Raw genomic sequence first — 12,653 nt, 5'->3', positions numbered from 1 at the left:
TAATTTCGGTGCTCGTAGACGTCAGGACACCATGACCGCCACCCGGCCCTCCCTCGCTCCACGACCGCCGCGCGTCGGCATCCTGCTGTTCGACGGCGTCAAGATGCTCGACTTCGCCGGCCCCGCAGAGGTGTTCTTCGAGGCCAATCAGCGCTCCGCAGGCTATGAGATCATCACGATCTCACGCTCCGGGGAGCCCGTGATGACCTCGATGGGCATCCAGGTCGGCGTTCAGACCTCCGTTGCTGAGGCGGGGCGCCTCGACACCCTCATCGTTCCAGGCACAGAGAAGGCGGTGACGGTGTTCGCCGACCCCCTGCTGCTCGCCTCGGTCGCGGAACTCGCTTCCCGGTCGACTCGGATCGCCGGCGTCTGCACCGGTGCGTTCGGTCTCGCCGCAACGGGACTCCTCGCGGGCAAGTCGGCAACGACGCATTGGAAGTTCACGTCTCTGCTCGCCGAGACCTACCCCGAGATCGATGTGCAGCCCGAGGCCATCTTCGTCAATGACGGCAACGTCTTCACCTCTGCCGGAGTCGCTGCGGGCATCGATCTCGCCCTCTGTCTGCTCGAACTCGACTACGGTCCCGAGGTCGCGCGGTCCGTGGCTCAGTTGCTGCTCGTCTACATGAAACGCTCCGGCAATCAATCGCAGTTCTCCGCGGCTCTGCAGGGCCCTTCCCCTCGCACGCCGGTCATCACCGTCATCACGGACCACATCAGCGAAGACCCTTCTCGTCCCTACACGGTCGGCTCGCTGGCGGCGGTCGCGAGCGTGAGTCCGAGGCACCTGACGCGCGTCATGCGAGACGAGGTCGGTATGTCGCCCATGGAATACGTCACCGCGATGCGCCTCGACCTCGCCGTCTCATTCCTCGATTCCGGGGCCTCGGTGGCGGATGCCGCGGCACGCTCGGGCTATGCGACTCCCGTGGCGCTACGACGCTCGTTCGTCGCGCGCTTCACGATCACTCCCTCCGAGTACCAGCGGCGGTTCCAGTCGACGCATCGGGACCTCATCGCCTGACGACGCTCCGCTCGAGAGGGCGCGCAGAGCAGCGGCAGCCGTGGATCCGGGCTCTGCCATGTAGGTCGTGAGAAATTGCCCCGGCGATCGCGGAATGCCGAGTGTCTGCCAGTTCAGCGAAACGGTGCCGAAGGGCTCGATGAGAGTCTCGGTGACTCCGGCGCTGAGCGGTTTCACGTCGTACTCGGCCCAGATGCGGCGAAACGAGAGGTGCCTCGTCGAGAGCCGACCCACGACATCCTGAAGCCGGGCGTCGTGCGGGTCGCCGTTGAAGCGCAGGGCCGCGACGTACTCGCGGATGATCTCCTCGTCGTCGGGCTCCCCATCTCCCGCGCGCATGAGCGTCGTCATCGTTCGCCGTTCATACGCCGCCTCGAGCAGGTTCGTGCCGGGAACGAGAATGTCGGGGGCGATCAGACGCGCCATGGGGTTCGACGCCAGCACGTCGAGATTCGCATCGGTCACATAGGCGGGTGTCTGCTTCCACCGCTCGAGAAGCCGGGTCACGCTCTCGCTCACCGCGACGGATGCGCGCACGGCGCGAAGGTACGGACGAGGCCGCGCGAGCCGAGACAGGTAGGTCAATCCGTTGTCATCGAGCATCAGGGCCTTCGCGAGCGAACGCACGACCTGCTCGGACGGTCGTCTGTCGCGACCCTGTTCGATGCGGAGGTAGTACTCGGGACTGATGTCGGCACGCGCTGCGACTTCTTCTCTGCGTAGTCCGGGAACACGACGCGAGGCCTCACGGGGCAGGCCGACATCCTCGGGTTGCAGGAGTTCGCGGCGAGCGCGAAGGAACTCCCCCAACGGACTCGATGACCCGCCCATCCCCTCGTCCCCCGTCTCGGCGCTCCGGTTGCAACCGCTCTCATTCTGGAGGCGTCGACGGCGCCCGCGTGAGTGCGAGTCGGGCCGAGCATGGTGCACAAACGGACACGTGCGCTGGGTGGTACTGACACGGCCAGGTGGGCGGCATGACCCCGCTCATAGACTCGCGGTCATCACCCGCTCGAGCGACAGAGGGCTGCATCGACCATGAGTCTCTACCATCTGACAGACGACCGCATCGGCCAATCCCGGCTGCTCGACGACGATCCAGGAAGGCGCCACGAGGCCTTCGGCACCGCCGTCGCGCATCAGCGGATCGACCCCGGCTTCCACTCGTCTGTGTGGGCCGTCATCGTCGATCCGAACGCCGGCGCAGACCGCGCTCGTGCGCTGGCCTCACGCATCGCCGCATCGTCTCGCGCGGAGGCCGTGTTCGTGCGCGAGAGAGCCGGATGCCTGTACTTCGTCACTCGAGCACGCCCCGAGTCGACGACGTTCGACGAGCGGATCCGCGAGTTCGCGAGCCGCTTCGAACTGCGTGTGCTCGGCATCGGCGCAGCTCTCATCGAGCACACCGACTACGACCTCGCACCCGTGGCCGAGCGGGCCCACCGCGCCGCCGGCATCCTCGCCGCGCTGCCCGAGCTCGGAGACATGGGCTGGCACAACCAGCTCGGCCCGTGGATCATGCTGAGCCGCATCGCCCCGGGATCCGTTCGGGTGCGAGACATCTCACCCGCCGCCGACGTGCTGCTCGAACCGGTGAACTCGATCTACCGCGAGACGGTCGAGGTCTATCTCGACGTCGCCGGCAGGATCTCCGACGCGTGCGCACGACTGCACATCCACCGCACGACCCTGTACTACCGGTTGGACAAGGCACCAGAGGCGGTTCGCGACGCGCTCCACGATGGATCCGCGCGGAGCAGCCTCCACCTCGCGCTCAAGTTGGAGCGGCTGTGGAATGCCCACCGGGAATCGCCCATCGACTACGCCCAGTGATCGTCGTCAGTTCGATTCCGAGGTTCTTCTCCGCTCGATGAGCTCGTCGAGCCTGCTGCGAGAGACCTCGTCGACCGGCTGCCAGATGAAGAGCACATCGTCGTCGCTCTCGGGCACGGTCAACATGTAGTACGAGCAGGTGATCCGACCGACCGGGCTGTCGTCGAACGGCACGATCCCTCGACTCGTCGCACGGCGTGATTCATCGGCCCAGGCGACCGAGAAGTCTCGACTGTGCACCGAGAGCTCCCCCACGATCGTGTCGACAGCGCTGTCCGGCTCGTGCTCGTCGAGCGACTCCCTCAGCAGCGCCGCCATCTGCGCCGACGCCTCGTGCCAATTGGCGTGCCCTCGATCGACGTCGGGCTCGAGAAACGCGAACCGCGCCAGGTTGGTGCCCTCTGTGAAACCCTGGCTCAACGCGGCGGCGGCGGCGTTCGACGCCAGCACTGTGAAGAAGCGGTCACACAGGAACGCGGGAATCGTCGTCCATGACGCCAGGAGATCACTCAGCGCGGCGCGAGAACGAACAGAAGCGGCATCATCGTGCATGACGCTCACGGTAGACCTCGGGCCGGGCGGCGGACACCCCGCCGCACGAATTCCGACGATGATCGAAAGAGGGGCCGTTTGCGAGGTGCGCAGGTGGTTGACTGGGCCGATGGATGCCATGACACCGGAGCGCGCAGGGTACCGATCCGACTTTCTCGCCGTTCCTGTAGCGCTACCCGCGCCGACGGCCGGAACGCCCCTCCGAGAGCTGCGCTACACGCACTTCAGCGTCCTTCTCGATCCGGTGAGACGGCTCGCACGCTCGACGGGGGTGAACATCGACGGCGACGCACTGACCGACATCGAGCGCGGTGACGACTGGCACCTCGATGACAGGATCCCCGAGGACGAACAGGTCGGAGAGGCCGTGTACGCGCGCAACGACCTCGACCGAGGTCACCTGGTGCGGCGCAGAGATCCGGTGTGGGGAGACCGTGCGACGGCGGAGCAGGCGAACCTCGACACCTTCGCCTATCCGAACGCGGCACCGCAGGCCGGCGACTTCAACCAGTCGAAGGAGTTGTGGCTCGGGCTGGAAGACCACGTGCTTGCCTACGCCCAGACGAACCGCAATCGGATCAGCGTCTTCACCTCTCCCGTCCTCGCCCTGAACGATCCGCTGTACCGCGGTGTGGGCATCCCGCAGGCGTTCTGGAAAGTGGCCGCCTGGACCACTGCCGTCGATGGCATCGCCTCGCTCCGAGCGGCCGCCTTCGTGCTGGATCAGTCATCTCAACTCGTCGACATCGACCTCAACGATGCGAGCGCGCAGGCCCTCATCGACGGGGGTCCGCCGCCGCTCGGACCGTACCTCAGCTACCAGGTTCCCGTCGAAGACGTGGAGAGCCTGACGGGCCTCGATTTCGGAGAGCTCGTCATGGCAGACGTCATGGCTCCGGTGCTGGCCGGCCGAGCCGACGGGTCACCTCGAACCGGTTGGGTGAGGCTGCGCAACGACGGCGACATCACTCTCGAGAAGGCAGCCTCGTAATGGAGCTCTCACGCACGGCTCCCCCACTTCGCGGAGGCGTCGTCGCCGCCCAGGAATGGCGCCAGGTCGCATTCGTTCACTGGCGGGTCGACCCCACGATCGTCGCACCCCTCCTTCCGCCTGGTGTCGTGCCCGATCTCTTCGACGGCTCGGCGTGGGTGGGGCTCATCGCCTTCCGCCTCGGCGATGCGCGCATCGGCCCGCTGCCCCCGACCTCGCGCTGGGGGTCGTTCACCGAGGTCAACGTGCGGCTCTACGGCGTCGACGCGGCCGGACGCCGGGGCGTTGTGTTCCGCTCGCTCGAGGCATCCAGCCTGCCCGCCGTGATCGCGGCCCGCGCCCTTTTCGGGCTCCCTTACATCTGGGCGCGGTCTGATCAGCGGCAGATCGCGGGCGGGTGGCAGTACGCATCCCGTCGGCGAGGTCTGCGCCCCGGGTCACCGGAGCCACGCTTCCGCCTCGACGTGGCGGTCGATGAGACGCGCACGGTCGACGACGCACTCTCCCTGTTCTTGACCGCTCGCTGGGGACTGTTTCAAGAACGCTTCGGCCGCACCCTGTGGCTTCCGAACGAGCACGAGCCCTGGGTACTCCATCCGGCCCGGGTCACCGCGCTGCACGATGAACTCTGCGCGGCCGCTGGGCTTCCGGGCATCGTCGACGCCGCACCCGACTCGGTTCTGTTCAGCCCCGGCGTGGATGCGCGCTTCGGCCTCGGCAGCATGAACGGCGCGGTGTGACGAGGCCCCGCCTCGTCGGCGTGGCAGCCATCCTCGTGACCTCGGTGCTGTGGGGAACCACCGGTACCGCCGCGACCTTCGCCCCCTCCGCGGGCCCCGTGGCGATCGGATCCGCGGCGTTGGGGATCGGCGGGCTGTTGCAGGCTGCCGTCGCGCTGCCCGCCCTGCGCGCAGCACGCGTCGCTCTTCGTGCACGGATCGGCATCGTGCTTCTCGGCGCCGTCTCCGTGGCCGTCTACCCGCTCGCCTTCTACAGCTCGATGCATCTGGCGGGAGTCGCCGTGGGCTCTGTCGTCTCCCTCGCCTCCGCACCCCTGGCGTCTGGCATCCTCGAACGCGTCGTCGACCGCCGCGCCCTGAGTCGGTGGTGGATGCTCGCGGCCGGCCTGGGCGTGATCGGCAGCGTCATGCTGTGCGCGGCGAGACTCGACGGCCCTGCAGCCTCTGTCTCGGGCACCGTCTGGGGCATCGTGCTCGGATTGCTCGCGGGCACGACCTACGCCGTCTACTCGTGGGCGGCGCACCGACTGATGCACGAGGGGGTGAGCCGCGGCGCGGCGATGGGCGCCGTCTTCGGGATGGGAGGGCTGCTCCTGGTTCCGGTGCTCGTGATCACGGGGGCTCCGTTGCTCGCGTCATCGCAGGCCTTCGCCGTCGCCGGGTATATGGCGCTCGTGCCGATGTTCCTCGGTTACGTGCTCTTCGGAATCGGCCTGGCCCGGGTGCCGGCGAGCACGGCCACCACGATCACGATCGCCGAGCCCGCCGTCGCCACCCTGCTCGCCGTACTCGTCATCGGCGAACGACTGACTCCGCTCGGGTGGGCAGGACTGGCCGTGATCGGCCTCGTGCTCGTGCTGTTGGCCGCCGCTCCGGCCACGACGCTGCCGCGGCAGAACCGATCGGGCCTACCTCTTCGCCGGTCGATGACCGGGTAGGTGCGCGCGCTCTCCATCGTGATCGAAGATCGTGAGCAGCTCGACGGGCCCGTCATTAGCTTCGAGCGCGTGCGGTGTCATCGTCGAGAACTCCGCCGCCTGGCCCTCGCGCACGAGAATGGTCCGTTCGCCCAGGCGCAAGGTGAGGACCCCCTGGAGAACCGTGAACCACTCGTAACCGGGGTGCACCTGCTGCTCGGTCTTCTCCCGCTCCGCCGTGATGCGCATCTTGGCGATCATCACGCCCCTGCGATCGCGATCGCGAGACAACAGCCAGATGGTCGATCCGACGCCCGTCTCGGGTTCCGGCCTGATCACCACGTCGTCGTCGCCCTCCGGTTCGACGAGTTGATCGAGAGTCGTACCGAGCGCCTGGGCTATCGGCACGAGCTGGTCGAGGGCGATGCGCCGGTGGCCGGTCTCGATGCGGCTCAGTGTCGACGGAGAGAGATAGCACCGGCTCGCGAGAGTGTCGAGCGTCCAGCCCAGCGACAGCCGAAGGCTTCGGATGCGCTGGCGCACCACGTCGTCGATCATGTCTTGCGTCATACGCAAGATCATATGTCGAAAATGGATGCCTCGCGTAGCGTTGTCGTATGACGCACGCCTTCCCCGCACCCCGCCACTCGCATCCGGACCGTCCCGGCTTCGGACCGGCACCCGCCCACCACGCCGAGCTCGAAGAACTGCTCGATCTCGACGCCCTGTTCGGCGCACCGGTGCTGGCTCAGGCCATGGATGAGGCCTCGCACGCGATGATCACCGAGCCCCGCACGATCGTCGATCTGGGCGCAGGCACCGGAACCGGAACCGTCGCGCTCGCCCACCGCTTCCCCGGAGCCCGAATCCACAGCATCGACGCATCCGTCGGCATGCTCGATCGCCTGCGCGAGGCCGCGAGAGACGCGGGCGTGGCCGCGAACGTCGAGGCCCACCTGGCCGACCTCGACGACGACTGGATCGCCGATCTGCCCGACGGGATCGATCTGGCGTGGGCGGCTCTGTCACTGCACCATGTCGGTGATCCCGCTCGTCTTCTTCGTCAGGTGTTCGACGCCCTCCGCCCCGGAGGCGCGCTCGTCGTGATCGAGATGACAGGCGAGACGACCTACGAACCGGCAGACCTCGACACCGAACGCTCTCGACTCGGTGAGCGTGTCGTGAACACGCTCGCGGAGCGTGGCTACCCGGTGGTCGCCGACTGGACCCGCGCCCTCGAATCGGCCGGTTTCGCACCGATCGCGCGCAGCGAGGCCACGCTGACAGCATCGACGGACACCCCAGACGGTGCTCGCTACCTCGGCTTGCAGCTGGGCTTTAATCGCACCCTGCTCGGCGACGGCCTGGAGCCCGACGACCTCGAGGCGGTCGATGATGCCATCACACGTCTTCGAGCCGGTCGCGCGACGATCTCCGCCGCATCCGGCCGCGCCATCTGGGTCGCCGTGCGACCGGTCGTCGCCGAGTAGCCGATGCCCGTCACGCGCCCTCGTGGGTAGCGGGCACATAGCGGAGCCAGAGCCCTCCGGCCGTTAGCCGATGCTGGTCGAGCAACGTGAGATCGAGTCGGACGCCGGCTGGAAAGAAGGGTGTCCCACCTCCGACGGTCTTCGGCGCGAGGACGGGCTGATACTCGTCGACGACACCCGCGCGAACGGCGTGAGCCGCGAGATGGGGGCCGTCGATCGTGATGTCGCTGTCGGACGCCGCCTTGAGCTCTCGGATCGCCGCAGCATCGAAGGAGCGCTCGATACGCGTCCGCTCGCTCGTGACCTCTTCCAAGGTCGTCGAGTAGACGACCTTGTCGGCGGCCTGCCAGACGCGAGCGAAATCGACGATGAACGGGGGCGCCTCCTCGAGCAGATGCGCGGTCTCCCAGAAGACCATGGTCTCGTACATGCGCCGGCCATAGAGGAACGTGCCCACCGACCGCAGCTGCCCTGCGAAGAAGTCGTGTTCCTCCTCGCCGACCTCCATGAAATCGAATCCGCCGTCGGCATCGATGGCGTAGCCGTCGAGAGAGGTGATCATCGAATAGATCAGCTTGCCCATGGGAACCTCCGGTTGCTGTGCCCCGTCATCGTCGACACGCTCCGAGAGTACTCGCGCGTCCGTGTGCCGCACACCCGTCGGTGCGCGGCACACGCTCACTCAGCTCGTGGCCCGGCTGCGACGAGCGCGCTTTCTCGCCCACAGCGTCGCCGCCCCGACTCCGAGCAGCAGCGCCGCCAGCGCCCCGGCGGAGCCGACCGAGAGGCCCGTAGCGGCGAGCCCGCCCGTCGATGCCCCCGCCGGCGCAGATGGCGCGCCGACCGACGGCGTGCCGGGCGCCGCTCCCGATGCGTCGGCGATCCGTACGTCGACCGGAGCCGAGCTCGCGCCCTCTCCCACCACGGTGCGAGCGGACACGGCGAAGCTCACCACGGAGCCGGGCTCGAGCCCGATTACCCGGCACTCGTTCGCTGCGACCTCGCACACCGGACCCGCAGCCCTGGCGTCCGCAGCGACCGATCGCACGACATATGACGTGACCGGCGATCCGCCGTCGTCATCCGGCGCTGCCCAGGTGATGGTGGCAACACCCTGCTCAGTCGACGTCGCCGCAACCGAGGTCGGAGCACCGGGCGTCTCGAGCACCGTCTGCGGATCGTACATTCCGCCGTACAGCGGCGTGATCGTCAGGCTCTCGATCTCGGCGGAGCCTCCGTTCGACACGAGCGAGATTCCCGTCGACGACGGGTCGGGGAACACCTGATCCGTGATCGTCGTCCCGCCTCCCTGGGCGAAAGCCTGCACCGACGCATTGTCGACGTACACCTCGAGCCCCAGACGGCCATCGCTATCCAAGGCCACGGGTGCCGTCTCGACAGACGAGAAGGTCGGGTTGAATGACACATCACCCGACGTGCGACGATCCAGACTCAACGACCCGGATGCGGTGTCGTAGGTGAGCGGTGTCGACTGCGCGCCGTCGCTCGACGTGCGCAGGGCGAGCCCGAAGCTCGACGCCGTACCCGGCTTGAGAACGGCATCCACCCGGTACACCGCACCGACGCCGTCGACCGGTAGGGCCGTCGTGCCCTCGGAGACGGCACCGGCGGGCACCGACACCGCGGCGAACGGCTTGGCCAACCCATCGACCTGAGGCGTGACCTCGGAGACGAGCCGCGGACGCCCATCGATGGTCTGCAGCGAGAGCTCGCGAGGCAGAGCCATGGCGCTCCTCCACTGGCCGGTCGGGATGTCGTTCGCATACTCCCAGTTGTTCATCCAGGCGATCATGATGCGTTTGCCGTCGGGCGCGTTGTCGTAGGTGACTCCCGCATAGAAGTCACGCCCCCAGTCGAGCCAGTCGTACGACTCGATGCGGGGCGCGGCGGCCGTGTCCGAGAACATGAACTGGTCGGCGAGAACGTGCCCCCATCCGGCGCGATTGTTGTCGACCACCTCGATGTGTGCCGTCGTGCCGATGAGATCGGAGACGTCCCATGCGGACCAGTCCAGGGTCTCGCTGTCGTTGCCGGTGGAGCTTCGAGCCACCTGGCCGTCGACGACGAGGTTGACGGAGGTCTCACTGCTTCGCACAAGGGCAGGGCTGTCGGCCAGAACGACCTCGTCGAGGGTGAGATGGCCCCATCCGCCGGTCGCCTGGTCGTTCACTCGTAGCTGAGCCTGCTTGCCCTGGTACGCGCTGACATCCCAGCTCTTCCAGTTCAAGGCGCCGTCGTTGTCGCCTGACGCCGCCGCGACGACCGCTCCGTCGACGAGAAGTTCGACCTGCAGAACCTGGCCGCTCGACGCGTCGCGTTTTCCGCCCCCGACGAGCATGCTGACGAAGGACTTGTCGATGGTGAAAGACCCCGAGGTGAGGGTTCCGGTGTTGTCGTCTCCCCTGGCCCCGCCCTCCCAGGTGTTGATGCGTTTGGCTCCGATGGCGTAGTCGCCGCCCGAGGTGGAAGGATTGCGCTCCGCCACGAAGTCGCCCGACACTGTCCACCCGTGATCGACCACGCTCTCGGTGCCCGCGTACTCGAAGCCGTCGAAGAGAAGCTCACTGCCGACGGGCGGCTCATTGCCCAGCTGACCGCCGTCGAGGTGAGCATGCTTGCCGCCTCCGACCAGGAAGTTGACGTAGTCCTTGCTGATCGTGAAGTCCGGCGACGACACGCGTCCGATCGGCCAGTCGCCATCGTTGAATCCGTTGATGAGTCCAGACCCGACCTGGCCGACGACCGTCTGCTGTCCGTCGATCGCGCCGGCGGCCGGCTGGTCTCCGAACGGTCCGTTCTTCCAGTTTCCCGGCTCGTTGTCGACGGCCCATCCTGAGTAGGTGCCATCGTCGAATCCAGCGAAGAGGTCACCCTCGGGCAGCGAGTCGGTCGGCTGCGTGGTGTCCGACGTGAAGGTGGTGCCGTCGAAATCACCCACGAAGTACTGCCCGCCAGAACCGCCGGACACCGCGCCCGGGTTGAGATTCACCACCATCACCCACTTGGTGTTGGCTGGATCGCCGTCGACGGCGAGCGGAAAGAGATCGGGGCATTCCCATACGCCACCCGTGGCGTTGGCAGGGCCGAAGTCGCTGAGGTAGCTCCAGTCGACCAGATTGTCAGAGCGGTAGAGCAGCACGCGGTGTTCGGTCGCCTCGACGGTAGCCACGACCCAGTAGGAGTTCTCGGGCGAGCCGCCGTCGTACCAGAACATGTGCGGGTCTCTGAAGTTGTTCGAGTCGCGATCGAGGATGGGGTTGCCGGAGTACTTGGTCCAGGTCGTGCCCGCGTCGGTGCTGTAGGCGAGCGCCTGAGCCTGCTTGCCGGTCTTGTACGCGGCCGTGTACATGGCCACCAGCGGAGGGTTGTCCGCCGTTCCGAAACCGGAGGTGTTGTCGTGGTCTACGACGATGGAGCCCGAGAAGATGTCCGCGTCGGCATCTTGGGGAATCGCCAGCGGCTGCTCAGACCAGTGCACGAGATCGGTGCTCGTGGCGTGGCCCCAACTCATGTTGCCCCAGGTCGTGCCGAAGGGGTTGTACTGGTAGAAGAGGTGGTAGACGCCCTCGTAGTAGACGAGACCGTTGGGGTCGTTCATCCAGTTCTTCTCGGGGCTGTACCCGAGGTAGGGGCGATACGGCTCGGCAGGAGGGGCCACGTCGGACACCGCTGCCGAGCCGATGGACTGCGCCGGCGATACAGTCACCGGATCAGCCGCCGCCGCCGAGGTGGCACCCGAGACCCCGGCGGCCACGAGCAGACAGGCCCCGGCCGCCGCCACGATTCTCGTGGTTGTTCCGGGTCGATTTCTCCATTGCTGTTGTTGTTTGTCGTGATGCTTCACGGGACGCCCTTCGCTGCGCGTTGTCGCGATGACATCGATGTCATCGATCGCGAGCGATGCTACGGAATGTCCACCGAACAATTCAAGGAGCACCGTGAATTGTCCTTCGAACGGCTCAAGCCGGCGGGATCTCCCCCGAGCCCCTCACGACGAGTCGGGTCGGCACGACGAAGTCGCGCGCCGGTTCGTCGAGTCCGTCTAGCCGCTCGAAGACACGGCGTGCCGCGATCTCTCCGATCGAGGTGGGATCCTGCGCCACGACGGTGATCGCCGGCTCGAGCAGAGCGGCCATGGGCACGTCGTCGAAACCGACGAGGGCGACTCGCGTCGATGCCCCTGCCGACCTCAGCGAGGTGATCACTCCGAGCGTGATGAGGTTCTGTGCGCTGAAGATGGCCGTCGGCGGGTCATCGAGCGCGAGCAGTCGAGCGACAGCATCGGATGCCTTGCCCTCGTCGTCGAGATTGTCCACGATGATCCGCTCGTCTGGCGCAACACCATGACGCCGAAGCGTGTCGAGGTAGCCGCGCTTGCGCTCCCTGGCCGTGAAGATCTTCTCGTCGTCGCCGAGATAGGCGATACGGCGGTGACCGACGGCGAGAAGATGCTCGACGGCCCCGGCGGCCCCTTCGGCGTTCTCCGTGATCACGGCGTCCGCCTCGATTCCGTGGGGCCTGCGGTCGACGAAGACGATGGGGATACCCTGATCGAGCTGAGACCCGAGATAGGCCTGACTCGGCTGGATCGTCGTGAGGATCAGTCCATCGACTCTCCGGCGAAGAAAGGCGTTCACCGACGAGAGCTCGCGCTCCGGATCCTCGTCGAGGCTCGAGGCGAAGACCGCCACATGTCGCTCGAGCGCGATGTCTTCGACCGCTCGATGAACCGCGGCCGAGAACGGGTTGGCCACGCTTCCGACGAGCAGACCGAGCGTGTCGGTTCGACGGTCGGCCCGTCGCAGATTCCCGGCGTGGATATCCGGTTGATACTGCAATTGTTCGGCAGCCCGGCGCACCCGCGCGATGGTCTCCTCCGACACGTGCGGTTCACGATTGATCACGCGAGAAACGGTCTTGACCCCGACGCCCGCCAGGTCGGCCACGTTCTTCATGGTGGGACGGCGACGAAGCGCTTCGCTTCGCCGGGGGTCTGATAACGATGTCATAACTGCTCTTCTTCTTCGAGGATTAACTTGACTCTACTAATCGAAGGCGCCTATACCTATACCTGACATCGTT

General features: G+C 66.8%; 12 protein-coding genes. 6 read left to right on the top strand and 6 right to left on the bottom strand.

Going from position 1 to position 12,653, the window contains the following annotated elements; genetic code table 11:
* Nucleotides 1–31: 31 nt before the first annotated feature.
* Nucleotides 32–1,027: a GlxA family transcriptional regulator gene (locus ASE64_RS10705; protein WP_055780123.1), complete on the top strand. Its 996-nt coding sequence runs from the start codon at nt 32–34 to the stop codon at nt 1,025–1,027.
* On the opposite strand, the gene ASE64_RS10700 is transcribed toward ASE64_RS10705, so the two are convergent.
* A complete protein-coding gene (locus tag ASE64_RS10700) occupies nt 938–1,858 on the bottom strand; it encodes a helix-turn-helix transcriptional regulator (RefSeq protein ID WP_082466165.1) in 921 nt (306 codons plus the stop codon). The genes ASE64_RS10705 and ASE64_RS10700 overlap by 90 nt on opposite strands.
* Nucleotides 1,859–2,065: 207 nt before the next feature.
* Between ASE64_RS10700 and ASE64_RS10695 the strand changes: the two genes are divergently transcribed.
* Entirely contained in the window at nt 2,066–2,860 is a 795-nt protein-coding gene (locus tag ASE64_RS10695) for a helix-turn-helix domain-containing protein (RefSeq protein WP_055780117.1), read from the top strand.
* Between the two features lie 6 nt (nt 2,861–2,866).
* Here ASE64_RS10695 and ASE64_RS10690 read toward each other — a convergent pair whose 3' ends face one another.
* Nucleotides 2,867–3,412 carry an MmyB family transcriptional regulator gene (locus ASE64_RS10690; RefSeq protein WP_055780114.1) on the bottom strand — a complete coding sequence of 182 codons (546 nt, stop codon included), beginning with the start codon at nt 3,410–3,412 and terminating at the stop codon, nt 2,867–2,869.
* Between the two features lie 109 nt (nt 3,413–3,521).
* Between ASE64_RS10690 and ASE64_RS10685 the strand changes: the two genes are divergently transcribed.
* Genes ASE64_RS10685 through ASE64_RS10675 form a run of 3 tightly spaced genes read left to right on the top strand, consistent with a single transcriptional unit; the run spans nt 3,522 to nt 6,081 of the window.
* Nucleotides 3,522–4,403, top strand: coding sequence for a DNA/RNA non-specific endonuclease (locus ASE64_RS10685; RefSeq protein ID WP_082466164.1), 882 nt, complete (start codon nt 3,522–3,524; stop codon nt 4,401–4,403).
* Nucleotides 4,403–5,143: a YqjF family protein gene (locus tag ASE64_RS10680; protein ID WP_055780110.1), complete on the top strand. Its 741-nt coding sequence runs from the start codon at nt 4,403–4,405 to the stop codon at nt 5,141–5,143. Before ASE64_RS10685 ends, ASE64_RS10680 begins: the two co-directional genes overlap by 1 nt.
* A complete protein-coding gene (locus tag ASE64_RS10675; RefSeq protein ID WP_055780107.1) occupies nt 5,140–6,081 on the top strand; it encodes an EamA family transporter in 942 nt (313 codons plus the stop codon). The genes ASE64_RS10680 and ASE64_RS10675 overlap by 4 nt, the downstream gene beginning before the upstream one ends.
* On the opposite strand, the gene ASE64_RS10670 is transcribed toward ASE64_RS10675, so the two are convergent.
* Complete coding sequence (locus ASE64_RS10670) at nt 6,052–6,630, bottom strand: helix-turn-helix domain-containing protein (RefSeq protein ID WP_055781866.1); 579 nt, start codon at nt 6,628–6,630, stop codon at nt 6,052–6,054. The two genes, ASE64_RS10675 and ASE64_RS10670, sit on opposite strands and share 30 nt — an antisense overlap.
* 47 nt (nt 6,631–6,677) lie before the next feature.
* On the opposite strand from ASE64_RS10670, the gene ASE64_RS10665 reads away from it, so the two are divergent.
* Nucleotides 6,678–7,550 carry a class I SAM-dependent methyltransferase gene (locus tag ASE64_RS10665; protein ID WP_055780105.1) on the top strand — a complete coding sequence of 291 codons (873 nt, stop codon included), beginning with the start codon at nt 6,678–6,680 and terminating at the stop codon, nt 7,548–7,550.
* A gap of 10 nt (nt 7,551–7,560) precedes the next feature.
* Here the strand turns inward: ASE64_RS10665 and ASE64_RS10660 are convergent, their stop codons facing one another.
* The 3 genes from ASE64_RS10660 to ASE64_RS10650 form a co-directional block, all read right to left on the bottom strand.
* Nucleotides 7,561–8,133, bottom strand: coding sequence for a dihydrofolate reductase family protein (locus ASE64_RS10660; RefSeq protein WP_055780102.1), 573 nt, complete (start codon nt 8,131–8,133; stop codon nt 7,561–7,563).
* A 99-nt stretch (nt 8,134–8,232) separates the two neighbouring features.
* A complete protein-coding gene (locus ASE64_RS10655) occupies nt 8,233–11,352 on the bottom strand; it encodes a GH32 C-terminal domain-containing protein (RefSeq protein WP_156351813.1) in 3,120 nt (1,039 codons plus the stop codon).
* A gap of 178 nt (nt 11,353–11,530) precedes the next feature.
* Complete coding sequence (locus ASE64_RS10650) at nt 11,531–12,580, bottom strand: LacI family DNA-binding transcriptional regulator (RefSeq protein WP_055780100.1); 1,050 nt, start codon at nt 12,578–12,580, stop codon at nt 11,531–11,533.
* Nucleotides 12,581–12,653 lie beyond the last annotated feature (73 nt).

The organism is Agreia sp. Leaf210, assembly GCF_001421485.1.
In the GTDB taxonomy this organism is placed as follows: domain Bacteria; phylum Actinomycetota; class Actinomycetes; order Actinomycetales; family Microbacteriaceae; genus Agreia.
This window is presented reverse-complemented; position numbering and strand designations above follow the sequence as displayed.